Source organism: Streptomyces monomycini (assembly GCF_022271435.1).
Classification (GTDB): domain Bacteria; phylum Actinomycetota; class Actinomycetes; order Streptomycetales; family Streptomycetaceae; genus Streptomyces; species Streptomyces monomycini.
In genome coordinates, this window is the sequence record NZ_JAFIQY010000004.1 from 286567 (window position 1) to 312061 (window position 25495).

The following is a 25495-nucleotide window of genomic DNA, read 5'->3' on the forward strand; positions in this document are numbered from 1 at the left end:
ATCGATTCGGCCCTGGCCAGCCTGCGGTAGAGGGCATGTGTCCACTCCGGTGCTCGGGGACGGAGGCCAGGCCCACGAGCGTGTGGACCTGGCCGACCGTGCACAGCAACGCGTCACACAGCTCGAATAGGGCATCGCGCGAAAGCAGGCAGGAGTACAACTCGGTCCGCCATGCCGTCACCGCTGCGAACACGGCCTTGCACCCCGTGTTCAACCCGTTCCACGATCTGTCCTCCACGCGCCACGGCCACCTCTCCTCGCAGGATCAGGCCCGGCCTCACGGAAACGCCATGAACAGGGAAAGCCCTGAACAAAGTCAAGCCCGTGCGGCGGCAGACCGAAACATCAAGCTCAGCTCCGAGCAGCGCACCCCGCGGGCCTCCGATGTCAGTGCGGCGGGATACCGTCCTCATCACGCCCAGGTGAGGGGAGAACCATGGCAAGGAACGCCCGGGCCAAGCAGCTGCGGGAGTACGGCCGGTCCGTGCTGGAGGGGGCCCGATCGGAGCAAGTCCTGCGCATGGCACGGCAGGTGAACGCCGCGACGTACACGAGTGCGCGGGAGTACGCCGGCCGCTCGCTCTTCGAATTGTTGCAGAACGGCTACGACGCACATCCCAAGGACCGCCGCGACGGACGGGTCCACGTCCTGCTGGACGAGGCGGAGGGCGAGTGGGGGACGTTGTACGTCGCCAACGGCGGCACGCCCTTCACCTGGCTGGACGTCGTGCGGGTCTGCGAGCTCGCACAGAGCTCGAAGGAGGTCGGCGAAGGCATCGGGAACAAGGGCGTGGGGTTCCGCAGCATCCTGCTGATCAGCGACGCGCCCGAGATCTACAGCGCAGACCCCGACAACCCGCTCGGCCCGGGATTGGACGGGTACTGCTTCCGCTTCGCGCAGAAGGACGATGTGGAGGAGTTCCTCGCCGGTGAGGACAACGCCCACGAGGTGGCCGCCAGGTATCCGCCGCTCCAGGCCCCCCTACCGCTGGACGACATGCCCGCGACCTGTCGACGGCTCGCCGCCCAAGGCTACGTGACCATCGTCCGGCTACCCTTGCTGAACGAGGCCGCCCGGGCCGAGGTCCGGCTGCGGATGCGCAAGCTCGCAGGGGCGAAGGTACCCGTGATGCTGTTCCTCAACCGGCTCGCCAGCCTGACGCTGGAACGGCGGGCCGCCGGTGGCGAGGGGGGCGAGTTGAACGACCGCCACGAGGCGCACGAGCGGCACGAGCTGACCCGCTCCGAGGAGCGCTTCGCGGTGGCGCAGGACAGCGCCGTCCACGGATTCCCCGTCACCTGCGCGACCGTGGACCTGGGGCCGCCCGGCACCTTTCTCGTAGCCCAGGGCACCGTGGAAAAGGAACGGCTGAACAGCACGCTCGCCGAGGCCGTGACTTCCGGGCTCCTCGACGACACGTGGCAGGAGTGGAAACAACCCGCCGTCGTCGAGGTCGCGCTCCCGCTGCCCGCCCCGCGCCGACCGCGACGCGGGCAGATCTACACCTTCCTGCCGATGGGCGAGGACCAGGCCGCCCCCTTACCGGGGCACGTGAACGCCCCGTTCTTCACCAAGCTCGACCGCACCGGGCTTCCCTCCGACAACCCCCTCAACATGCTGCTGCTCGACGCGGTCGCCGAGACCTGTCTAACGGCCGCCGCGATACTGCGTACCATGCCCGAGCCGTCCATGCGGCAGCTGGCCGTGGAATTGGTGAGCTGGGAGAGTGAGAAGGGCTCGGCGGGGCGGCTCCGCACGGCGGCTCTGCGCGTGCACGGGAGCGAACTCGCCGACGTACCGCTCGTGCCCGTCCTCACCGCGGACGGCGCCCCACCGGAGGCGGGCTGGGCCCCGCCCCGGAGCGCGATCCTGTGGCCGGACCTTGACCTGAGCATCCTCACTGCACACCGCGCGCATGAGGCCGGGATCGTGGTGGCGGATCCCGAGATCGGTGGCGACCGGCTGAAACGGCTGGCCACCCTGTGCAAGGTTCTCGCGTGCCCGTGGGAGCCGAGCCCGGAGATCCTCGCCGAGTACGTGGAACGGATCGTCGGGGGCCTTCCCGTCCCCCGGCGCGGTGAGTCCCCCACGCAGTGGAGCGCGCTGTACGAGGACCTGGCCGACCTCTTCGAGGACGACGGGCACGTTCTGCAGGGCAGGCAGTTGCTGCTCGCGGAGGACTGCACACGGCAGCACACCAACCGTCCCCCCGACAGGACGGGTACGGCCACAAGTGCACGTACCCAAGGCAAGGCGAGCGGTCAGGGTGCCCGCCACGAGGCGTTCTTCCAGCCGATGCGTACGGAGGCGAACCAGACCAAGGCGCCGGCCGTCCCCGCTTTGCTCGGCAAGCGATTATTCTCCCTGCACCCGGGGCTGGTCTGGAGGGACCGCGGCGAGCGTACGCGCGGACGGTCCGCCCGCGCCTTCCTCGAACAGGAGGGGCTCGTCCGGCCGTACGACACGAGGGGCCTGCTGGACCACGTACGGCAGGTGCTCAGCACGAGCACCGATCAGCGGCTGCGGCTTCGTACCCTGCGGTTCGTCTTCCGGCTGTGGCAGCCGCGACGTTCACTGGGCGGAACGGAGATCTCCTCGCTCGGACTGTACGTACCGTCGGCGGACGGCCGACTGATCAGGGCAAGCGGCGCCGTCTTCGGCCGGGGCTGGGGCCACGCATCCGTCGGTGAGGACCTGGCGGCGGTGGTCACCGCCGGGCAGGACGTGTCCAAGAGCCTCAAGGCGATCGCCGGACGCCTCCTTGCCGCGCCCGAGAAGTTTGCCAAGCGGGGCGAGACCGAGGAGTGGCGGGCGTTCCTGCTGGAGGTCGGGGTGACCGACGGGCTGGCCCCGGTCAGGTCCTCCGCAGCCTCGACCTGGGTAGAGCAAGGCCGGGAGCTCAGCGCTCTGCGGCTGGTCCATATGGCGAAGGTGTCGGCCGAGGTGCAGGAGCAGTGGGAGCCGTACGTCCGCTGGCCCGGTGTCTACTACCCCCGGACGCCATACCAGGGAACTCCCGCCTGGCGGCTCCCCGGCCAGGACGTCGTCGCACGCCTCGGGCAGGAGGCCCGGCTGGCGTACGCACGGCTCATCCTGCACGGCCTGGCCAACTGGGAGGACGCGAAATTCGCCAGCCTCTGGACCAGTGCGGGCAGCCAGAGTTCGATGGACAGGGAACGGGTCCCGACCCCGCTCGGCGCCTTCGTCCGGGAGCAGCCGTGGCTCCCGGTGCGGGACCGCGACCGGGCCGTCCGGTTCGTCCGGCCGGCCGACGCCTGGCACTGCCCGCCCGGGCTGGAGGAGGAGCCTTCCTACGCGCCGGCCGTCGACCATCGGCTGCGCCACCTCCTGGAACGCGGAAAGGCGGGCGACCGCCTGCGGGAGATGCGGCTGCCGACCTGGGACGACCCCCGGGACAGCGCCCGCCTCATCGCCGCGCTGGGACGGCTCGCGGCGGAGGGCGCGCTGGGGGCCGAGGACCGGCCCGCAGCGCAGCGCGCCAACGAACGCGCCTGGGGACACCTCGTACGGCGGTCCCATCCCGCACTGCCCGAGGGCGCCAGTCTGCTCGCTGAGTCCGGGGACCGGCTGATCAGCGTACCGCTGTCCGCCCTGGACGGCGGGGAGAGCGATGGCGATGGTGATGCCGGGACCGTGCTCTACATCAGCGGTGAACGCGACGGCCTGACGCCCCTGCTGATACGGGAGATGGCGCGCCCCCTGCTCACCCTTCCCGGTGTCTCGGCGAAGGCCGCCGAGCTGCTGGCGGCCGAACACTCCGCCACCGTCCGGCACACCGACGACCTGATGTTCACGGTGACCGTGGACGGCACACGGGTTAACCCCGCGGCCATGGGAGAGCCACTGGTCCAGCAGCTGCCCTGGCTCACGCTGGCCGTGGGTGTCCTCTGCGACCACCTGGCGCGCGGCCCCCGGGCGAGCGAGGCCGAGCTGAGCAAGCTGGCGTCCCTGGTCCGGAGCATACGTCTGCACCGCTACCGCTCCTGGGACATCGAGCTCGACGGCCAGCCCGTGACATTGCCGGGCCGCCTCGGCGGAGTGCTGCCGCTGCCCGATCCGAAGCATCCGCTCGTACTCACCCCGGCAGGTGAGCCGGGCTGGCCCGAGACCACCCGCATCGTGATGGCGGTCGCCGAGCTGCTGGGACGGCGCGATTTCGGCGACCGGCTGCGCCTCGCCGCCCACCAGCTCGCCTCCCGACACGCCGACCTGCGCGACCCGGGCCAGGAGGAGCTGGCCGACGCCCTGGAAGTCACAGCCCACCAGGTCGAGGAGACGAGCCGCCGAATCGACGGGGCCATCGGCGTGGTCCTGGAGCGCTGCCGGCCCTTCCTCGTCCACCTGCTTGGCTCCGAGACGGCGAACTCGCTGTTCCTGCCGCCGCCGGGCGACATCCGGGAGCTCCAGACCCACCTCGCAAAGTACGCCGCCGAGCTCCCGGTCCCCGTATCCGAGTTCATCGCCAGGGCCCGCGCGGCCGGCGGTACGGACGAACTGCGGCGCGTCCTGGGCATCGGATTCGCCGAGCTGAACGACACGCTGCGCGCGATGAGCCCGCCCCTGGACCCGGTCAGCCACGCCGCCGAGCACGAAGAGGCGCTCCGCACCTATCTGGGCCTGCGCAAGAAGGAGCTCGTCAACCGGCTGCGCTGGGCAGTGCTGGAGGACTTTGACGCGCGCCGTCCGATGCCCGACTGGCCCTCGGTCCGGGCGCTGGACTGGATCACCGCGCCGGAGGCATGGGCGTACACCATGGACACGGCCGACACAGGGATCCTGGAGGCGCATGTGGAGGTGCAGCTGGCGCTGCGCCTGGGCCGCTCGGTGCCGTTGCCCCGGTCGGGCGAACGCCTGCCTGCCTCCGACCAGGTACGCGGGCGCGAACTTCCGTACGATCACCAGTCTGGCCGCTGAACTCGTGGTGCTGGTCAGGGCGGCCGGACACCCGTTGCCGGCGGCCCTGACCGGAGCCGAGCCCGCCCAGGAGGTCACCGCCCAACTGGAGGCTGCGGGCGCGCTGGACTTCCGACCCCTGTCCCCCACCGATGTCGTCGGCTGGCTGGCGGCCCTCGGCCAGTGGCCTGACGGGATGGCGGTGGCGACGGATCCCGAACGGCATGGGCTGTCCGAGGCCGACCTGAAACGGGTGCGCGACGCGGCGGAACACGAGCGCCACGAGCGGGAGCGCAAACGGCGGTCGATCTCCGTCGGCGGCCGCGACTTCGACGTGTACTCCGGCGACTTCACCGCACTCACCCGCGAGCTCGACCGGATCCTGCAGAGCGGCTCGGCGCCGGGCATCACCACCGCCGGGCCCCTCCGCTTCACAGACCCCCGTCCCCAGGCCGAGCGCACCCGGGCCGCCGGTCGCACGCGCGGGCGACAGTACGGGGACGGCGCGGACAGCGGGCTGACCAACGCCCAGCGGGAGGCCATCGGGTACGTCGGCGAGTGGTACGCGTACCAGTGGCTGTGTGCGCGCTACCCGGACCGCCTGGACGAAACCTGCTGGGTGTCGAGCAATCGCCGCAAAGCCTTCCCCGGCCCGTCCGGCGACGACAACCTCGGCTTCGACTTCCGGATCGGCTCCGGCAGCCGGCCCTACCTGTACGAGGTGAAGGCGACCCGGAGCGAAGGCGGCCGCTTCGAGCTGGGAAGCAGCGAGGTCCGCGCGGCCCGCCAGCACGCAGGCAACGACCACTGGCGCCTCCTGGTGGTCACCCACGCCCTCACCCCTCACAAGATGGCCATCCAGGTGCTTCCCAACCCCTACGGAAAGCGCGGCCGGGGCCGCTACCGCGAGGAGGGCGGGGCACTGTACTTCTCGTACCTGCTGTGACCTTGACGTTCAACTCCATGTCGAAGCTGGTAACGGCTGTCCTCAGTGACCTCCACGAGTGCTTCCCTGCCATTGCGATTGCCCCTACAACCGCCGATCACACAAGACATAAGCCGACCGCCAATCCCCCGGCGCCAGGCTGCAGGATGCTCATCACCGGCTGCGAACCATTCGAGCAGTGCGCTTGCCGTTCATTCTGGTCAGACCGTCGATCCACTCGCATGCCCTGTACGGAGCAGAAAGAGCGGCTCCTGCCCATGGGAGTTCTCTGGGACTTTCCTGGGACTTCCGGCCGCATCAGCCAGTACGAACGTGAAACAACCGAAAGGACATTCATGCAGGTCAACGACCTGCAACCGCCAGGCATCGCAGGTCACGGAGCCGTCTGGTCTCTTCCAGGACATCTGACGCACGAGTGCCGCCGCACCCTTCCCTGACCTGTGGTTCAGCAGGTCAGGGAAGGGTGCGGCGGCATCTCTGGGACTTCAAGGAGATGATCGATCCGCCGGCCTCCGGTTCCCCGGAGGCGGAGGAGCGACGCAGGACGTGGAAGCCGTGCTCCCAGGACGGCTCCCCACACGAGCACCGTCGGCGCTGCCTCCCTCCAGCAGCGCGACCACGCCCGCCGCGGACCACCGCAGGCACGTCGCCCCGGCAGCAGGACCGGCTCTCAGCTGCCGCGGCGTACCCGGGCCGCCCTGCGGGCCTCGGCGAGCTTTCGGGCCTCGCCGGCCTTGCGGGACTTGCCGCCGGTGCCGCGGGAGGCGTCCTTGCTGGTGCCCAGGCCGCGGAAGGGGGCATTGGTGTTCTTGGCCCGGGGTGCGGCGGGCCCACCGTCGAGCGGGGTGCCGGAGGGGGCCTTGGCCCCGGTGATCCGGCTCAGCTCCGCCTCGCCCGAGCGCACCTTGGTGATCGTCGGCTTGATGCCGGCCTCAGCCATCAGGCGGCTCATCTCACTGCGCCCGCCCGAAAGGACCAGGGTGACGACGCGGCCGGACTCACCGGCCCGCGCGGTGCGGCCCGCGCGGTGCACGTAGTCCTTGGGGTCGGTGGGCGGATCGACGTTGACCACCAGATCGAGGTCGTCGACGTGCAGGCCACGGGCCGCTACACCGGTCGCCACCAGGACGGTGATCCGGCCGTCCTTGAACTGCGCGAGGGACCGGGTGCGCTGCGGCTGGGACTTACCGCTGTGCAGGGCCGCGGCAGGCACACCGCTGCTCCGCAGGTGCCGGGTGAGCTGGTCGACCGCGTGCTTGGTGTCCAGGAACAGCAGGACGCGGCCGTCGCGGGCGGCGATCTCCGTGATGACGGCGTACCGGTCGGGGCCATGGACGACCAGCACATGGTGGTCCATGCTCGTGACCGCGCCTGCGGACGGGTCGACCGCGTGCTCGGCGGGGTCGTGGAGGTAACGCCGGACCAGTTGGCCGACGTCGCGGTCCAGCGTGGCGGAGAACAGCATCCGCTGGCCGTCCGGGCGCACCTGGTCGAGCACCTCGGTGACTTGCGGCAAGAAGCCCATGTCACACATCTGGTCAGCCTCGTCGAGGACGGTGATCCGTACCCGTCCCGGACGGCAGGCGCCGCGCTCGATGAGGTCGCGCAGGCGGCCGGGCGTGGCGACGACGACCTCGGCCCCGTCGCGCAGCGCGGCGGCCTGTCGACTGATCGACATGCCGCCGACGACCGCGGCCATCCGCAGCCGGAGCGCGTCGGCATACGGCGCGAGCGCTTCGGTGACCTGCTGGGCCAGTTCCCGGGTAGGCACCAGGATCAGGGCGAGGGGCTGCTTCGGCTCCGCGCGCCGCCCGGCCGTCCGCACCAGCAGCGGCAGCCCGAAAGCGAGAGTCTTGCCCGATCCGGTGCGCCCGCGCGCCAGGACGTCGCGTCCCGCGAGGGCGTCGGGCAACGTGGCTGCCTGAATCGGGAAGGGCTCGCGCATGCCGCGCTCGGCGAGCGTTCGCTGCACCTCGACCGGCAGGGCCAGGTCGGCGAAGGAGGCAACGGGGGCCGCCGTCGGGGTGGGACCCACCGGCTGGGCGAGGTCATCGTGCGAGGTGCCGAGGTGGTCCGGGTGGTTCATGAAGAGCCTTCCGCGTGCGGGACGTACCGAGGGAAGGCCCGGCAGGAAATGAGCGGCCGACGCACAAGGGAAACCAGGCGGAATCACCGACCGCCCCAGCCCTCTCGTCACCACCACTCAAAGACCCGAGGATAACACCAAGTAACCGTACGGCTCACGTGAGGCTGAGCGCTCCGACGAGGTCGGCGACTATGACGCTCGGTACAGGAAGCGTAGATAGCACGCGTAAGTCAGTTCGCTCTGCCGGGACCTGGCCGCCTCCACGTCGGTGGTCAGGGTCGCGTGCAGGGTGTTGTTCTGCTGGATTTCGGTGGTGCGGCGGCTGAATTCCTGGCGTTTTCGGCGGGCGCTGGTTTCGGCGGCGGTGTTTTGCCTGGCGAGGTGTTCTCGTGCCTCCTCCAGGCGCTTCTTCGCCTGCTTGCGGGCGGTTTCGGTTTCGGACTCGACAGCGGTGTGCCGGGACGTGAGCTGGGTCCGGCGGTGGGTGATGTTCTGTTCGACCGGCTGTTGTTCCGCCGCGCTGAGGGTGGTCGGTTGCCGGGCGACAGCAGCAGCGAGCACCTTTTGGCGCCAGGCGACCAGAGCTGCGGCCTTGGCCTCGCCGATGCCGCGGACGTCGGCGCGGCGGCCGCCGGGCAGGACGAGTACGGCTCCGGTGCTGTTGTACGAGCTGTTCTGCACGGTGCGGTAGCCGGTGAAGTCGGCTGCCGTCCGGATGCCGTGGTCATCGGCGAGGCGGGCGACGAGCTTCGGTCCGATGCCGTGCGGGGGTGACTGGGCGATCGACCGCCGGCCGAGCTGGTTCCGGATGTACGCGGACTGCTTGTCGGCGAGGGCCTTGGCCAGGGCCCTGCGGCGTTCCTCCGAGAGGCCGTCGATCTTCTTGGCGATGTCACGGAGCTTGCGTGTCCTGCGCTGCTCGGCGTCCCTGAGCGCGGCGTGGTACTGGGCGGTGAGCTCGTCCTGGGTGCGCGGGTAGGTGGCCTGGCGGTGCTTTTCCGCCGCCTCGAATCGTGTCCGTTCCTTGTGCAGCTTCGCGGCGGCTTTCGCCGGGTCCTCGACGTGGGCCAGCTGCTTCGTCAGTGCGTCCAGGGCGGCCCGTGACCGGACACGCTCGGTGCGGCGGCTCCGGGCGAATGCGGTGGCTGTGGCGGCGAGGGCCAAGGGGATGAGGGAGCCAGGTAATGCCGTCGCAATTCTGGCGACAGGCAGAAGGAGGGCCGCTATGAGGGCGAGGGGCCACAGCACGGCTACGACGACGTCGAGCGCCGTCCGGGTGTGGAAGCCGCCCGGCGGGGCCGTGACGGGTGTGGCCGGTGTGGTCGCGGGCTGCTCCGCCAGGTGCCCGGACATCCAGCCGGGCAGTCCGCCGGTGCCGGGAGCGGTCGCACCCGCGGGCGGCGGCGTGGGGGTCGCCGTGGCGGAGGTCCGCGGTCCCGGTACGGCCAGGTCCAGTGGGGGAAGCAGTTCCAGTGGCTGGAAGGCCAGCGACCTCACCTGTTCCGCGAGGTCACTCACCGCCCGGTCCGCGTGGGCGAGCAGTGTCCGCAGGCCGGTGGAGCCGGCCGGGCTCTTGAAGTCCTCCTCGGTGAGGAGCAGGAACTCGCCGCTCGGCTCGTGCAGCCGGTTCCACAGGGCGGGGTCGACGGCGATCGCCTTGAGCGACAGGAAGATGACCCAGGCGGAGAACCGGTCCAGCTCCGCGCCGAAGTCGTCGTTCCCGCGCAGCGGTGACTGGTAGTTGCGGTGCCCCCGCTCGGTGCCGCCCAGGCCGGCCAGGGCAGGGACGTACATGCCGTCGTAGTCGACGAGGCGGAAGGTGCCGTCGCTCGCGACCAGCAGGTTGCCGTGCTGGAGGTCGCCGTGGGCGATGCCGTGGGCCGACAGGTCCCGGGTCAGGGCCTCGAACCGGTCCGCCAGCCGGCCGACGGCCGGCCGGTCGGAGTGGTGGGCGTCGAGCCACGCGGACAGCGTCACGGCTTTGATCCAGTCCATCTTCAGGACGGGGTAGAGGTCCTTGCCGACCCGGACGGCGTCGGGAAGGTACTCGAAGCCGAGTTTCCACGGCTGGGAGAGCCCGGCCGGGTCCAGCAGCGCGAGCCGGGAGCTGATCGCCTCGTACCGCTGCTCCTGGTCCGGGACGTGGCGGGTGAAGCACTTGACGGCGTACCGCTGTCCCGAGGCGGCGGACGTCAGCGAGAAGACGCTCGCGAACGCTCCGGAGACGGCACGGGGCAGGCCGAGCCTGGTCAGTTCGGCGCGGGCGCCCTTGAGTTCGGGGTGCTGGAAGCACAGTTGGGTGTGCTGCAAGGCCTCCGCGTAGGCGGCACCGCTGGGGAACTGCCGCTGCGGGCCGGTGGGCGAGCCCACTGTCACCTCCCTTCGAAATCGATCCGTACGACGGCCACGTCGTCGTTGCGCAGCTGCCGGCGTTCCCTGAGGCCGTCCAGCCAGGTACGGAAGGCGTCCAGGTCGTCGGGGCCGGAGAAGTCCAGCAGTTCGCGTACGGCGCTGTCCTGGTCGGCGGCCGACAGGAACCACGCGGCCAGCGCGTCGGTCATCAGGAACAGCCGGTCGCCGGGCTCGCACCGCCCTCGGGCGAACCGGGCGCGTCGGGCCAGCAGTCCGGCGTCGTGGTTGCGGCTGCCGAAAAGGTCGGGCGCGGTGCCGAACGCCTCGGGTGTCGCCACGGGGAACGCCCGGAGCAGCCGGTCGTCGCGTAGCTGGAACAGGCAGCTGTCTCCCAGGGCGGCGGCCCGCCATCGCCAGGCCGCGGGGGCGGGAGCGGGGTTGAGAGGCGGGCCGGGGATGGGGTCGGTGCGTACGGTGAGCAAGGTCGCGTACGCGCCGGCGGCGAGCTTGGTGTGCTCGTACCACTTCAGCGGGCGCCCGGCCGCGACGCGTGCCTGCGTGTACGTCGCGAGCCAAGGATCCCATTGCGCCACGGCCGACGACGCGAACGCTTCGAACGCCGCGCCGCCCAGCAGCAGTTCCGGGCCGTTCATGGCCTGCTCGGCCGCCGTACGGGACAGCAGCCGCGCCCAGTCCTTGGCCAGGGCGCTCTCGGTCGCCCCGTCGCACACGGCCGCGGTGAGCGGCCCCCGCAGCATGTCGTCGTGCGCGCAGCCCGGGAGCACGGTGACCGCGTCCTCGCACTCCGCCTCCGTGCTCCCGGATTTGGGAGTCACGAGATGCGTGACGTACACGCAGGAAGGCGGAGCGGTCACCGCAGCTCGGTGGCGCGGGTGCCGATGTCGAGGAACTGGACGACCGAGGTGATGTCCGCGTTGTAGACGAAGCCGCGGGTGGTCTCGCTGACGCGTCGGCCCTGCGAGGCGGCGTACGCGCGCATGTGGGCGGGCAGCGGGCTCGACATGGCGAAGAGGGTGCGGGCGTAGCTGTCGGGGAGCCCGTCGGCCGTGTCGGGGAAGGCGGTGGGTGTTCCCCCGGCGGCGGAGACGTGCAGGTTGAACAGCAGAGCGGCGCCGTCGGCCGTGGCGTGCGCGGTGACGGCCTCGGCGGCCGCGCTGGGCTCGCCGTCGGTCGACTCGCCGTCCGTGAGGTTGATGACGATCGGCGGGAAGCCGGCCGGGTAGCGCTCGGTCCAGCCGGCCACGAGGTTCTCGGCGTACCGCAAGGCCCGGTTCATCGGCGTGCCGCCGCTGGCGACGGGGTCCATCCACAGCGGGAAGTTGACCGTCGTCTCCACCAGGCCGCCCGCGCCGTCGGGCACCCGCTTGCTCCGCTCGTCGACCCGGGCCGGGTTGTCCGCCACCTCGCTGAGGGGGACGATGTCCCGGCCCGCGAGCGAGCCGGCGAACGCCGAGCCGACGGTGGCGCCGTAGCCGATGACGGCGACGTGGAAGTAGTCCCGTACGCCTTCCTCCTTGGCGCACTTGACCGACAGTTCGGTGAGGAGCCGGTTGATGGCGTCGGCGACCACGTCGGCCTTCTGCTGCGGGACCTCCCCGCCGATGGGGTCGCTCATCGAGGTCGACTGGTCGACGAGGAAGATGATGCTCGTCGGATTGCTGCGGCTGATCTCGGCCGTGTACGGCACGTTGCGCTCCCGGCGGATGGCGAGGACGGAGACGGGGACGGGGACGGGGACGAGGGCAAGGAAAGCGGGAAGGCCAGGGGCGCCGGGAGGATGACGTCGGAAGGGACGCGGCGGCGTGGTGACGTTCCGGTTCCGGAGCGGCGCAGGCCGGGGATCCGGGTCCTTGCCAGGCCCCGCTCCCCCGCGCTTTCACTTCTGCGAGATCCCCCCACGAGATCCCCCGGTGGCATCGTAGTACTGGATCTCTGGCGTACGGGGGTGAACGCCCGAATGGGGCCGGGCCGTGCGGGGGCGGGCCGCAGCCGTGCGGGACGGCCCGGGCCCGTAACCGGATGGAGGCGCTGCGCGTGGGGGACGAGCGGGGGTGGGCGTAGGGCGTACGGGGCCGCCCGGCCGAGGGAGTTCAGCGGATGAGGCGGAAGAGTTCGTACAGGTCGTCTGTGGTGCGGGCTGCCGTCAGCATGTTGCGGAAGCCCGGGTGGGCGGTGTGGCGGGCGAGGACGGAGTACGCCTGTACGCAGCGGGTGTCCCTGAGCTTGCGGGGGGCCGCGAGGAGGAAGACGTCGCGGACCGGGCGGTCGTCGGCCCCGCGCCAGTCGAGTTCGGCCGGTACGCGCGCGAAGGCGGCTGCCGGGGCGTTGACCGCCCGGCTCCGGGCGGACAACAGGGCGATGCCGTGGAAGCCGTTGGCGCCCTGAGCCGTGCGCAGGCGTACCGCGCGGACGAAGGCGCGGACGTCGCCGAGGGCGCCCGCGGTGTGCAGGCCGCCGGCCAGGGCTTCGAGGAGTTCGTCCCTGGTGGCGGCCTGCGCGCGGGGGTGGATGCGCTGCTTGTCCAGGTAGTCGGCGAGGCTGCCGGTGCCGCCGGCCACCGTACGGGTGCGGGTCATGCCTCGGCCGGCTCCGGTTCGGGAGCGGTCGTCGTCCTGCGGGCCGGGCGGAGAATTCCGGCGGAGAACACCGCTGCCACACAGAAGGCGACGGGCAGGAAAAAGGCCAGGTTCAGGGGGACCAGGTGGGTGAGCGGTCCGATGATGGCGGGCCCCGCGAGCATTCCGACATATCCCATGCCCGCCACGCGGGAGACATTCGCTCCGGACGAGGCCGGGTCGACATTGCCCGCCGCGGTGAAGAACTGCGGAATGCACCCGGACAGGCCGATACCGAAAAGGGTCCAGCCGAGGAGAGCCATCGGCACCCAGGGGGAGAGCGAGGCGAGGGCCAGGCCGAGGGCCGCGAGGCCGGCTCCGTACCGTACGACGAAGACCCGGCCGAAGCGGGCCACCACCCGGTCGGTGACGAACCGGCCCACGGTCATGGCGGTGGAGAAGCCGCCGTACGCCAGGGCCGCGGTCGCGGCGGGAGCGTCGAGCACGTCCTTGAGATGCAGCACACTCCAGTCGTTCGCCACGCCCTCGCACAGCATGAGCATGAAGGCGAGCACGCCCAGTGCCCAGACCTGCGACGGTGTACGGCGCCTGGCGGCCGGGGCCGACGTCTTCGGCGAGCCGGGTTCCGCCGTCTTCGGGCCGGTCGGAGCGGGTGCGGGGTGCTCCGGGGGCAGCATGCCCGGCACCAGCGCGAGGGTGATCAGTACGCCGGCCGCCGCCACGACGGCGAGGGTGAGGGAGGGCTGCCAGTCCCAGCTGATGGTGCGGGCGCCGATCAGGGCGGCGATGACGCCGCCGACCGAGAACACCGCGTGAAAGGCCGACATGACGGGACGGCCGTAACCGCGCTCCACCTGAACAGCCTGTGTGTTCATACTGACGTCCAGGCAGCCGTTACCGAACCCGAGCGCCAGCAGGGCCGCCGCCAGGGTCCACGGCGAGTCCGCCAGGCCGGGCAGGACGACCGTGGCGCTGCACAGGGCGCCGCCGGCCAGCACGATGGCGCGGCTGCCGAACCGGTCGGCCAACGCCCCGCAGAGCTGCATGCCCGCGAAGGCGCCGCCGCCCAGGAAGAGCAGCAGCCAGCCCAGGACGGCATGGGTGATGCCGACCCGGTGCTCGATCGCGGGAATGTGCACGATCCACATCCCCATGACGAAACCGTTGAGCGCGAAAGCCACGAAGGTGCAGGCACGCGCCGTACGCAAGCGCCGCGACGGCGGCGACCCGGTGGTGGAGGCAGTCGTTTCACTCATCACGGCTGACCATAACGCACACTTGGTGTGTGCGTAAGGGCATTCGGGGACTTCCGGCGCGTTCCGGGGCGGGCCGGGAGCGGCGGCGCCGGCAGGTGGCAGGTGGGCGCCGGACTCCGCCCAACTCCGGGCCGCCGCAGCGGCGTTCGCCGTACCAGGCCCGGCAGGGCGTCACACGTGCACGATGTTCACGCCGGCGGCGCGCATCTCCTCGACCACCGTCGAGCCCTGGGGCGCGTCGGTCACCACCACGTCGAGCTGTTCGACCGAACAGATCCTGCCGAGCGCCACCCGCCCCAGCTTCTCCGCGGTGGCCACCAGGATGATGCGCCGCGCCGCCCGGGCCGCGACCCGCTTCACGTGCACGTCGTCCAGGCTGTAGGCGGTGGCGCCGCTGGCCGCGTCCACCCCGCAGCAGCCCAGGATGAAGGTGTCGTAGCGCAGGTCCTCGAAGGTGCGCAGCGCCGTCTCCCCGTAGAAGGACAGCTCCCCCGGCCTGACCTGCCCGCCGGGGAGCAGCAGGCGGATGCCCTCGTGCTCGGCGAGCGGCATGGTCGCGTGCAGGGACAGCGGGGTGACGGTGAGCCGGCGGCCCGCCATGGCGTGGGCGACGGCCACCGCCGTGGTGCCGGTGTCCAGGGCGACGGTCTCCCCGTCGTTGAGCATCCGCACGACCACGTCCGCCAGCTTGGCCTTGGTCTCGCTGCCGACCATGGACCGTACCGCGTACGGCGGTTCCACCCCGCTGAGCAGGGCGGTCACGGCGCCGCCGTGCACCCGGCGGAGCGCGCCCCGGGATTCCAGGAGTTCCAGGTCCCGGCGGATGGTCATCTCCGACGTCTGGGTGGAGCGGGCGAGTTCGGCCACGGAGGCCCGGTTGCGCTCGGCCAGGAGGGCCAGGATGAACCGGTGGCGTTCGGAGACATTCATGCCGCTGATGTAGCACATCAACACGCCCGCTGCGAGTTGGTTCCCTTCCGCCCGTTGGGCTTCCCGGCCTGTCGGGGAAACGACGGTTGACATCCGACCATGGCGCGTGTGTACTCACACGCACACTGTGTGCGTACGGGACCGGCTTCCGGAGAGGTGATGGCATGACGGCGGTGCTCTTCGACATGTTCGGCGTGATCGCCCGGCAGCAGTCCCCCGCCGCCTACGCCCGGCTGGAGAAGACGGCCGGACGGTCCGGCGCCGCTTTCTGGGACAGTTACTGGGGCTTGCGTCAGCCTTATGACCGCGGTGACCAGAACGGTGCGCAGTATTGGCGGGCGGTCGCCGAAGCGCTCGGAACGCATTTCGACGAGGAGCGCGTCGCGGAACTCATCGCCGCCGATGTGGCGAGCTGGAGCCGGATCGACGACGAGATGGTGGAATGCGTCGCGGAACTCGCGGACAGCGGCACCACCATCGGTCTGCTGTCGAACATTCCGGAAGAATTGGCGGCGCATTACGAGGAGACCCAGGAGTGGCTGAAGCACTTCTCGGTCCTGGCCTTCTCCTGTCGCATCGGGCACGCCAAGCCGGAGCCCGGCGCGTACACGTGGTGCGGTACGGCGTTCGGCCTGCCGCCCGAGCGCGTCCTGTTCGTCGACGACCGGGCGGACAACGTACGGGCGGCCGAGGCCCTGGGGATGCGCGGCCACCTGTTCACGTCGCTCGCGGAGCTGCGCCCGGCGCTGCGCTGACGGCGCCGCGCTGCTCGGTGCCGTACTGCTCGGCGCCACACTGACGGCGGACGCCCGGCGCGCCCTTCCATACCGGCGCCGGGGCGGGGGACCTGACACTCCCGCCCCGGCGCCTCGTCGTGTGACGCGCCCGCCCGACAGCCCGACGACCCCGAACAAACCCACCGCCCAAGTTCTCATCAACAGTGTTTGAAATTTGCGTAAGGACGTGAAACGAACACTCCAACTCTTCGTATGTCGCCCCTTAGAGCCTTGTCGAAGTCTCCCGCGGCCCCGGCGAAGGAACTCCGCCACCGCCCGGCCGAACTCCACCCCTCCCCCGCGGCACCCCGTTCCCCCAGCTCACGCGCACCATCAGCGCTTCTCCCCCAGCCCCGCCCGCACACCGATCTGATGCATTCCAGCCGATTCACAGACGATCAAGCAAAACGAACATGCTGACTGTTAGTGTCGATGGCGTCAGAAGTTGAAGTGCCCGGCCGGGGACCGATCACCCCGCGGTGTCCGGGCCCACCACCGGACCGCACGCCACCCCTGCCACCTCCCCGCCACCGGCCGGCCTTCAGGGCCCGCCCGGGTGGCGCCCGTCAGGGGCCGGACCGGCGTGCCCGCGCATCCCGTCACCCATGCCCGGCAACAGCATGTCTTCTTCGAGGAGAACTGTTCATGGACGCCACCAACGTACGTGATCTGCTCTATTACCCGGTCAGCGCCCAGAAGATGGTGCGCGGCGAAGGGGTCTACCTTTACGACGAGGACGGCAACGAATACCTCGACTGCGCCTCCGCCACCTTCAACCTCAGCCTCGGGTACTCCCACCCGGCGGTCATCCAGGCGATGAAGGACCAGCTGGACGTCTTCACCCACCTGACCTCCTCCGTGCAGAGCGACCCGATCAACGGCCTGGTGCGCCGGCTGGTGGAGGTCTCCCCCGGCAACCTGACCAAGGTCCACCCGAAGGTCTCCGGCGGTTCCACCGCCAACGAGGGCGCCATCAAGATGGCGCAGCACGCCACGGGACGCTCGGAGGTCATCTCCCTTTTCCGCAGCCACCTCGGGCAGACCATGATGATGACCTCGATGTCGGGCAACGCCTTCCGCAAGGAGCCGTTCCCCTCGCTCTTCCCGCGCACCCTCCAGGTGCCGGACCCGTACTGCTTCCGCTGCTTCTACGGGCAGCAGCAGGGCAGTTGCGGGATGATGTGCGTGGACCGCATCGAGGACTTCCTGGAGTACGCCAGCACTGGGCAGGTCGCCGCCATCATGGTGGAGCCGATCTCCGGCAACGGCGGCAACATCGTCCCGCCGGACGGCTATTTCCAGAAGCTGCGGGCCTTCTGCGACGAGCACGACATCGTGCTGATCTTCGACGAGATCCAGACCGGCATCGGCCGTACGGGCCGGATGTTCGCGGCGCAGCACTTCGACGTGGAGCCGGACGCCATCACCACCGCGAAGGGGCTCGGCGGTTCGGGCGCGCAGGTCGCGGCGATCCTGACCAACGAGCGGCTGGCGGGCCTGCCGGCCAACCACCACTCCTTCACCTACGGCGCCAACCTGCTGGCGGCCTCGGCGGCCAACGTCACCCTCGACATCGTCCGGCAGTCGGAGTTCCTGGCCAACGTCCGGGCCACCGGCAACCTCATCCTCGGCCGGCTCGCGGACATGCGGACCCGCTACCCGGCCGTCGCCGACGTGCGCGGCGTCGGCCTCATGATCGGTTTCGAGATCGCGCACCCCGACGGCAAGCCCGCCGTCAAGCTGACCAACCACCTGGCGAGCGCGGCCGGGCAGCACGGACTGATCCTGCGCACCTCCCGGTACGGCTACGGCAATGTCCTCAAGATCCGGCCGCCGCTGATCCTCACCCTCGACCAGGCCGAGCTGCTCTGCGACCGCCTGGAGAACCTCTTCCGCGCGGAGCTGGCCGCATGACCCGGCTGAAGAGCCTGCTGACGGGCCTGGGGCAGCACGTCAGGACCGAGCTGACGGCCTACGCCGACCGGGGCCTGGCCCGGCAGGTGCACGGTGACTCCCCCGGCGGCGACGCGCAGTTCGACGTGGACGAGGTGGCCGAGCGGGCCGTGCTGACGTATCTGCGCGAGCACGCGGACGTACCGCTCGCGGTCTACACCGAGGACGGCTCGCTGGTCGAGCTGGCCCCCGACCCGCGGTACGTGCTGGTCGTGGACCCCATCGACGGCACCCGGCCGACCTCGGCCGGACTGGAGATGGGCATGGTCTCGATCGCCGCGGCGCCGCTGGCGGGGCCCGCGCCGACGCTGGACGACGTCACCGCGGCGTACCTGCTGGAGATCAAATCGGGGGCGTGGATCTACGGTGACGACGACGAAGGGCTGACGCACGGCGGCTTCCCGCACGCGCTGCCCCGGCTGAGCCGGACCATTGACCCGGCGAAGATGTTCTGGTCGATCGAGTTCAACGGCCACCCCATGCACCTGATGACGGCGGCCTACGCGCATCTGGTGGACCGGTCCGCCAACACCGGCGGCATCTTCGTGTTCAACAGCGCCACCTTCTCGATCTCCCGCATCATCACCGGCCAGCTCGACGCGTACGTGGACATCGGCAACCGCGTCCTGCGCGACCACCCGGCGACCGAGGCGGACTTCCTCGCGGCCGGGCGCGGCTCGATCCTGCACCTGTTCCCGTACGACATCGCCGCCGCGGCCTACCTCGCCAAGCGCGCCGGGGTCACCATCACCGACGCGTACGGCGCGGACCTGGGGACCACCCAGCTGCTCGACCTGGACCCGATGAACCAGAAGTCGTGCATCGCGGCGGCCACCCCCCAGCTGCACAAGGAACTGCTCGGCGCCATCCGGTGGGACCTCCCCGGCGCCGCCCCCACCAGCGCAGGAGGAACCCGATGAAGGCCCTGATCCTGAACGAGCGGCGCGCGGTGTCGCTGGTCGACCATCCGAAGCCGGCGGCCTCGGCGCCCACCGACGTGGTGATACGGGTCGTGCAGACCGGCATCTGCGGCACCGACCGCAGTGTGCTGGTGGGCAAGTTCCCCGCCGAGCCGGGTGTGGTGATGGGACACGAGGCGGTCGGCACCGTGGACGCGGTGGGATCGGCGGTGACCGCGCACAAACCGGGTGACCGCGTCATCATCAACCCGACGCTCTACTGCGGCGGTTGCCCGTCGTGCCTGCGCGGGCACTGGGATTTCTGTGCCAACAAGGCCGGTACGGAGGTCGGGCTCGACCTGGACGGCGCGTTCGCCGAGTTCATCCGGCTGCCCGAGCGTTTCGTCCACACCCTGCCCGAGGGCATGGACTTCGACCGCGCGGTGGTCGTGGAGCCGCTGGCGTGCGCGCTGAACAACATCGAGGCGGGCCGGCTGGAGGCCGGCGAGACCGCGGTGATCGTCGGCGGCGGGCCGGTGGGCGTGGTCTGCGCGATGGCGGCCCGGCACTACGGTGCCCGGGTCCTGCTGATCGAGCCGGACCCGTACCGGCAGGAGCTGTGCCGCACGGTGTTCGCGCGGGACGGTGACGGCCGGGTGACCGTGCACACGCCGGACGACCCGGACCTCGCCGGGCGCGGTGACGTGGTCGTCGACACCGTGGGCAGTCTGCTGGAGCAGAGCCTGGGCTACGCCGCGGTCCGCGGCCGTGTGGTGATCATGGGCTACAACAGCAAGGCGTCGGCCACCGTGCGGCCGCTGGAGATCCTTCAGCGCGGACTGCAGATCATCGGGGCCGGTGACTACAACAGCCAGGTGTTCCCGAAGGCGATCGAGCTGGCCCGGTGGCTGCCGCTGGAGCGCCTGGTGACCCACCGCTTCCCGCTGGAGGAGCACAAGGCGGCGTTCGCCGCGCTGGCCGCGGCGCCCGAGACCCCGTACTCCGCGCTCAAGGTGGTGCTCGTACCGGAGTGACAGGTCCGGCCCCGGACTCTTCCGGCCGGCCCGCGAGGCCGGCCGGAAGAGCCGTCGATGGAAGAGCCGTCGGCCGGACGACCGTCAGGAAGCACCGTCAGGAGAAGTCGACGGCGGCCGGCGACGAGCAGGGCGTACTGCACCCACACGGTGCTGCGCCGTGCCCGGTAGCTCATCGGGACGGCTAGCGCGGTCAGACCGGAGACGAGGGACAGCCACATGACCGTCTGGGCCACGCCCACCAGCGGCCCGCTCGCCCCGTCACCGCTGTACGCCTGGTTGAGGACCACGATCGCGAACAGCACGTACGCGACGCCGAGCAGCGGGATGCCGAGGGCGGCGAACACCCGCAGCGCGGTCGTGGACGGTGCGAACGGATCGGGCGCGGACGACGACAGGTCGGCGGCGGCGGACGAAGGGGCTGATGCGTTCATGATCCCCAGCCTGCCCGCAACGGCACGGCACGGTATCGGGGCGGGTACTCAGAGGCGGGGGCACGCGTACTCAGTGCCCGTCAGGTCTCGTACGTGTGGACCCCACGCCCCGTCCTGCGCCCCAGCAGCCCCGCCGCCGCCATGCGCTGGAGCAGCGGCGGCGGGGCGTACAGCGGTTCCTCGAACTCGTCGTAGAGGGACGGCGCGCTCCAAGACCGCCTCTGGGACCGTCTTCAGCAGCCGTCCCTAGTGGAACTGCTCCTCTTCGGTCGAGCCGCGCAGCGCGGTCGTCTCGGAGGCCGGGTTGACGGCGCCGGCGACCAGGTCGAAGTAGCCGGTGCCGACCTCGCGCTGGTGCTTGACGGCGGTGAAGCCGTGCTGCTGGGCGGCGAACTCGCGCTCCTGGAGGTCGACGTAGGCGGTCATGCCGTGTTCGGCGTAGCCGCGCGCGAGGTCGAACATGCCGTGGTTGAGGGAGTGGAAGCCGGCCAGGGTGATGAACTGGAAGCGGTAGCCCATCGCGCCCAGTTCGCGCTGGAACTTGGCGATCTGGTCGTCGTCCAGGGCCGCCTTCCAGTTGAAGGAGGGCGAGCAGTTGTAGGCCAGCAGCTGGTCGGGGTACCGCGCGTGGACCGCCTCGGCGAACTCGCGGGCCTGGGCCAGGTCGGGTGTGCCGGTCTCCATCCACAGCAGGTCCGCGTACGGGGCGTACGCCAGGCCGCGGGCGATGGCGGGGGCCATGCCGTTCTCGACGCGGTAGAAGCCCTCCGCGGTGCGCTCCCCGGTGCAGAAGCGGGCGTCGGTCTCGTCGACGTCGCTGGTCAGCAGGTTGGCGGCGAGAGCGTCGGTACGGGCGACGATCACCGTCGGCACATCGGCGATGTCGGCGGCCAGGCGGGCCGCGCCCAGGGTACGGAGGTGCTGGGAGGTGGGCACCAGGACCTTGCCGCCGAGGTGGCCGCACTTCTTCTCGGAGGCGAGCTGGTCCTCGTAGTGGATGCCGGCCGCGCCCGCCTCGATCATCGCCTTGGTCAGCTCGAAGGCGTTGAGCGGGCCGCCGAACCCGGCCTCGGCGTCGGCGACGATCGGCACCAGCCAGTCGGTGCCCCCCGCCGGGGAATCCGTGCCCGCGCCTTCGGCGGTGGCGATCTGGTCGGCGCGCAGCAGGGCGTTGTTGATGCGGCGCACCACCTGCGGCACCGAGTTGGCCGGGTACAGGCTCTGGTCGGGGTAGGTGTGGCCGGCCTGGTTGGCGTCGGCGGCGACCTGCCAGCCGGAGAGGTAGACCGCCTGGAGTCCCGCCTTGACCTGCTGCACTGCCTGGCCGCCGGTCAGGGCGCCGAGGGCGTGGAGGTAGTCCTGCTCGTGCAGTTGGCGCCACAGGCGCTCGGCGCCGCGCCGGGCCAGGGTGTGTTCCTCGCGGACGCTGCCGGACAGCCGCAGCACGTCGGCGGCGCTGTGGGTACGGGTGGTGCCCTGCCACCGCGGGTCGGTCGCCCACCGCCGGGCCAGTTCCTCGGCCGTCTCGGTGCCTGCCTGTGCCATGACCATCTCCCGGTTGTTCGCTCGGACCACTGTGCTGGGTGGTGGACTGCTGAAGTGGGTCGCTGAGGTGGGTTGCTCAGGTGGGTTGCTGAGGTGGGTTGCTGAGGTGGGTTGCTGGTGAAGGGTGCGAATTCTCGGCACCGGGTGCACCCGGTGCACCCGGTGCCGTAACAGCGCCACGAACTGCTGAGGTGCGGCCCGCCGGAGGTCCCGGTGGCGGGGTGAGCAATGCTGCCGGGGGCCGCACTGCCGACTCTGACAGTGGCACTACGTGCCATCAACGGTGGACCGTAGCCAAGTTCTGCCCATCTTGTGCCGCCCTTCTGCCAAGGTTGCGAAGGCCCGTGGCAGCCGTACGGCGGCTAGGGTGAGCCGGGCGGCAGCGACGGAGGGGGCACCATGAGCAAGATCTACGCCGGGGCGCGGCTGCGCCGGCTGCGGGAGGAGCGCGGGCTGAGCCAGGCCGCGCTGGCCCGTCTGCTGGCCATCTCGCCCAGCTACCTGAACCAGATGGAGCACGACTCCCGGCCGCTGACCGTGCCCGTACTGCTGCGGCTGACCGAGTCCTTCGGGGTGGACCCCGGCTTCTTCTCCGAACGCGACACCAGCCGGGTGCTGGCCGACCTGCGCGAGGCGCTGGCCGACGAGCTGGCGGCCGGCCGGGTCTCCCCCACCGACCTGTCCGAACTCGCCTCCCGGCAACCCGCGGTGGCGTCGGTGCTGCTCGGACTCGGGCGGCGCAACCTGGCGCTGACCGAGCGGCTGGCGGAGGTGGCGGAGGGCCGGGACGGCGGCGGCACCGATCCGGCTGCGCCGCTCTCCCCGCACGAGGAGATCCGCGAGTTCTTCTACCGGCGGCAGAACTATCTGCACGAGGCGGACACCGCCGCCGAGGAACTCGCCGCCGAGCTGGGTGTCCGCCCCGGTGAGGTGGGACGCGCCCTGACCGCCCGGCTCACCGCACGGCACGGCATACGGCTCGTCGACACACCCGACGGGCCGCTGCACCACTACGATCCGTCCGCCCGGGTGCTGCGCCTGTCGGCGGGGCTGCGGCCCGGGCAGCGCGCCTTCCGCATGGCGACCCAGCTGGCGCTGCTGGAGGCCGGCGAGGAGCTGTCGCGGCTCGCCTCCGAGGACTTCGAGGAGGGCACGACGGCCTGGTCGCTGGCGAGGATCGGGGTCGCCAACTACTTCGCGGCGGCGCTGGTGCTGCCGTACGGCCCGTTCCACGCCGCGGCCGAGGAGCTGCGGTACGACATCGAGCGGCTGACCGACCGGTTCGGCCTCGGGTACGAGACGGTGTGCCACCGGCTGAGCACCCTGCAACGGCCGCGCCGGCGCGGAGTCCCGTTCTCCTTCGTCCGCGTCGACCGGGCCGGCAACATGTCCAAGCGGCAGTCCGCCACCGGCTTCCACTTCTCCCGGGCGGGCGGTACCTGCCCGCTGTGGAACGTCTACGAGGCGTTCACCGCGCCCAGCCGTATCCACGTACAGATAGCCGCCATGCCGGACGGCCGCCGCTATCTGTGGACGGCCCGCACCGTCACCCGGCACCGCGGCGGCTGGGGCGATCCCGGCAAGACCTTCGCCGTCGGCCTCGGCTGCGAGATCCGGCACGCCTCCCGGCTGGTCTACTCCGACGGCCTCGACCTGGACAACGCCGGCGCCGCCACCCCGATCGGCATGGGCTGCCGGGTCTGCGAACGCCTGGAGTGCCCGCAGCGCGCCGTGCCGCCCCTCGGCCGTGCGCTGGCCATCGACGAGAACAGCAGCACGTTCGTGCCGTACCCGGTGCGGGAGGGCTGACGGACGTACGCGGACGCCGCAGCCTCGTCCGGGGCCCTGGCGGATCACCGGCACCCCTGGACTTACTAGGACGTCCAACTATATGTTCGTGCCGTAGGCCCGCGGTGCAGGGAAGCCGGTGCGAATCCGGCGTGGTCCCGCCACTGTGACCGGGGAGTGCGACGTCGAGCAACACGCCACTGACGCGGGTGCGTCGGGAAGGCGGGCGGCGCACGGTGATCCGGAAGCCAGGATACCGGCCGCGGGTGTTGTTCCGTGTTGTCCACGAGGATGGAGCAGACACGCATGGCACCGGTGCGTACCCCCAGCCCAGGTGATCCGGCCCGGCCCGCGGCACCGCCCGCGCGCTGACGGTTCCACGCCTTCGCGTCCCACGGCCCCGCCACGGTCCGCGCGCCACCCGCGCCGCCCGTGGGCCCGGCCGTGCCATCCCCGGATCTCACCTGACGAGAGCAGGCCTTCCATGGTCCGAGAACTGACCCACTTCATCGGCGGCGAGCACGTACCGGGAACATCGGGTGCCTACGGCGATGTGTACGACCCCAACACCGGCACCGTGCAGGCCCGGGTCCCGCTGGCGGACCGGGCCGGGACGACGGCCGCGATCGCCGACGCCGCGGCGGCCCAGCCCGAGTGGGGCGAGTGGAACCCGCAGCGGCGCGCCCGCGTGCTGCTCACCTTCCTGCGCCTGGTCGAGGGCGAGCGCGAGTCACTGGCCCGGCTGCTGTCGAGCGAGCACGGCAAGACGGTCGCGGACGCGCACGGCGACCTCCAGCGCGGCCTGGAGGTGGTGGAGTTCGCGGCCGGCATCCCGCACCTGCTCAAGGGCGAGTTCACCGACAACGCCGGGACCGGCATCGACGTGCACTCGCTGCGCCGCCCGATCGGCGTGGTGGCCGGGATCACCCCGTTCAACTTCCCGGCGATGATCCCGCTGTGGAAGGCCGCGCCGGCCATCGCCTGCGGCAACGCGTTCATTCTGAAGCCGTCCGAGCGGGCCCCGTCCGTACCGCTGCGGCTCGCCGAGCTGTTCCTGGAGGCGGGCCTGCCGCCGGGCATCCTCAATGTCGTGCACGGCGGCAAGGAGTCGGTGGACACGCTGCTGGAGGACCCGCGCGTCGAGGCACTCGGCTTCGTCGGGTCGACGCCGATCGCCGCGCACATCTACGCGACGGCCGCCGCGCACGGCAAGCGCGCCCAGTGCTTCGGCGGCGCCAAGAACCACCTGATCGTGATGCCGGACGCCGACCTCGACCAGGTGGTGGACGCGCTGGTCGGCGCCGGGTACGGCTCGGCGGGCGAGCGCTGCATGGCGATCTCGGTCGCCGTACCGGTGGGCGAGGAGACCGCCGACGCGCTGGTGGCACGGCTCAAGGAGCGGGTCGGCACACTGCGCATCGGCCGTTCCGACGACCCGCACGCCGACTTCGGGCCGCTGGTGAGCCGTGACGCGCTGGACCGGGTCCGCGCCTATGTGGACCTCGGTGTCACCGAGGGCGCGGAACTCGTCGTGGACGGGCGCGGCTTCACCCTGCCCGGCCACGAGGACGGCTTCTTCGCCGGCGCGTCGCTCTTCGACCGGGTCACCCCGGACATGCGGATCTACCAGGAGGAGATCTTCGGCCCGGTCCTGTCGGTGGTACGGGCGGCGGACTACGAGGAGGCGCTGCGGCTGCCCACGGAGCACCCGTACGGCAACGGCGTGGCCATCTTCACCCGCGACGGTGACACCGCGCGGGACTTCAGCCGCCGGGTGGACACCGGCATGATCGGCGTGAACGTGCCGATCCCGGTGCCGGTCGCGTACCACACCTTCGGCGGCTGGAAGCGGTCCGGCTTCGGCGACCTGAACCAGCACGGCCCGGACGCGATCCGCTTCTACACCCGTACGAAGACCGTCACCTCGCGCTGGCCCTCCGGGGTCAAGGAGGGCGCGAGCTTCACCATCCCGACGATGGGCTGA

Annotated in this window: 16 protein-coding genes, 1 pseudogene and 1 riboswitch; of the genes and pseudogenes, 8 read left to right on the forward strand and 9 right to left on the reverse strand. The window is 71.1% G+C overall.

Translation table 11 applies throughout. From position 1 onward, the window contains the following. Positions 1-436: 436 nt before the first annotated feature. A complete protein-coding gene (locus JXZ78_RS07530) occupies positions 437-4936 on the forward strand; it encodes a sacsin N-terminal ATP-binding-like domain-containing protein (protein WP_238782733.1) in 4500 nt (1499 codons plus the stop codon). A 4-nt stretch (positions 4937-4940) separates the two neighbouring features. After that, positions 4941-5861 (forward strand): protein NO VEIN domain-containing protein, encoded by a 921-nt coding sequence (locus tag JXZ78_RS07535; RefSeq protein WP_238782734.1) that lies wholly within the window; start codon positions 4941-4943, stop codon positions 5859-5861. Between the two features lie 670 nt (positions 5862-6531). Here the strand turns inward: JXZ78_RS07535 and JXZ78_RS07540 are convergent. The 7 genes from JXZ78_RS07540 to JXZ78_RS07570 form a co-directional block, all read right to left on the reverse strand. Next, positions 6532-7947: a DEAD/DEAH box helicase gene (locus tag JXZ78_RS07540; protein WP_030020790.1), complete on the reverse strand. Its 1416-nt coding sequence runs from the start codon at positions 7945-7947 to the stop codon at positions 6532-6534. A 189-nt stretch (positions 7948-8136) separates the two neighbouring features. Continuing rightward, complete coding sequence (locus JXZ78_RS07545; RefSeq protein ID WP_078624330.1) at positions 8137-10317, reverse strand: protein kinase family protein; 2181 nt, start codon at positions 10315-10317, stop codon at positions 8137-8139. A gap of 2 nt (positions 10318-10319) precedes the next feature. Further along, entirely contained in the window at positions 10320-11135 is an 816-nt protein-coding gene (locus JXZ78_RS07550) for a hypothetical protein (protein WP_238782735.1), read from the reverse strand. A gap of 35 nt (positions 11136-11170) precedes the next feature. Next, on the reverse strand, positions 11171-12007 hold the full coding sequence (locus JXZ78_RS07555) for a vWA domain-containing protein (protein ID WP_030020793.1): 837 nt from the start codon (positions 12005-12007) through the stop codon (positions 11171-11173). A 403-nt stretch (positions 12008-12410) separates the two neighbouring features. Then, the gene (locus JXZ78_RS07560) at positions 12411-12896 is read right to left on the reverse strand and encodes a PTS sugar transporter subunit IIA (protein ID WP_030020794.1); all 486 of its coding nucleotides are present in this window, start codon (positions 12894-12896) and stop codon (positions 12411-12413) included. Next, positions 12893-14152, reverse strand: a complete 1260-nt coding sequence (locus JXZ78_RS07565; protein ID WP_050502573.1) for an MFS transporter — start codon at positions 14150-14152, stop codon at positions 12893-12895. Before JXZ78_RS07565 ends, JXZ78_RS07560 begins: the two co-directional genes overlap by 4 nt. A gap of 171 nt (positions 14153-14323) precedes the next feature. After that, the gene (locus tag JXZ78_RS07570) at positions 14324-15082 is read right to left on the reverse strand and encodes a DeoR/GlpR family DNA-binding transcription regulator (RefSeq protein ID WP_030020796.1); all 759 of its coding nucleotides are present in this window, start codon (positions 15080-15082) and stop codon (positions 14324-14326) included. Positions 15083-15246: 164 nt separating this feature from the next. Here JXZ78_RS07570 and JXZ78_RS07575 point away from each other — a divergent pair, with 164 nt between their 5' ends. From JXZ78_RS07575 to JXZ78_RS07590, 4 genes are all read left to right on the forward strand, one after another. Continuing rightward, on the forward strand, positions 15247-15837 hold the full coding sequence (locus tag JXZ78_RS07575) for an HAD family hydrolase (protein WP_030020797.1): 591 nt from the start codon (positions 15247-15249) through the stop codon (positions 15835-15837). Positions 15838-16503: 666 nt separating this feature from the next. Continuing rightward, on the forward strand, positions 16504-17772 hold the full coding sequence (locus JXZ78_RS07580) for an aspartate aminotransferase family protein (RefSeq protein WP_030020798.1): 1269 nt from the start codon (positions 16504-16506) through the stop codon (positions 17770-17772). Continuing rightward, positions 17769-18731 (forward strand): inositol monophosphatase family protein, encoded by a 963-nt coding sequence (locus JXZ78_RS07585; protein WP_106968812.1) that lies wholly within the window; start codon positions 17769-17771, stop codon positions 18729-18731. The genes JXZ78_RS07580 and JXZ78_RS07585 overlap by 4 nt, the downstream gene beginning before the upstream one ends. Then, positions 18728-19744, forward strand: coding sequence for a zinc-dependent alcohol dehydrogenase (locus JXZ78_RS07590; RefSeq protein WP_238782736.1), 1017 nt, complete (start codon positions 18728-18730; stop codon positions 19742-19744). Before JXZ78_RS07585 ends, JXZ78_RS07590 begins: the two co-directional genes overlap by 4 nt. 514 nt (positions 19745-20258) lie before the next feature. Here JXZ78_RS07590 and JXZ78_RS07595 read toward each other — a convergent pair. Together JXZ78_RS07595 and aceA are read right to left on the reverse strand one after the other, a co-directional pair. Beyond that, a pseudogene (locus JXZ78_RS07595) lies at positions 20259-20384 on the reverse strand (3-hydroxyacyl-CoA dehydrogenase family protein); the annotation flags it as partial. A 40-nt stretch (positions 20385-20424) separates the two neighbouring features. Further along, on the reverse strand, positions 20425-21723 hold the full coding sequence (gene aceA / locus JXZ78_RS07600; protein WP_030020801.1) for an isocitrate lyase: 1299 nt from the start codon (positions 21721-21723) through the stop codon (positions 20425-20427). Between the two features lie 399 nt (positions 21724-22122). Between aceA and JXZ78_RS07605 the strand changes: the two genes are divergently transcribed. Beyond that, the gene (locus tag JXZ78_RS07605; RefSeq protein WP_030020802.1) at positions 22123-23532 is read left to right on the forward strand and encodes a short-chain fatty acyl-CoA regulator family protein; all 1410 of its coding nucleotides are present in this window, start codon (positions 22123-22125) and stop codon (positions 23530-23532) included. An 85-nt stretch (positions 23533-23617) separates the two neighbouring features. Next, a riboswitch (cobalamin riboswitch) is annotated at positions 23618-23790 on the forward strand. Between the two features lie 205 nt (positions 23791-23995). Further along, a complete protein-coding gene (locus JXZ78_RS07610) occupies positions 23996-25495 on the forward strand; it encodes a CoA-acylating methylmalonate-semialdehyde dehydrogenase (RefSeq protein ID WP_030020803.1) in 1500 nt (499 codons plus the stop codon).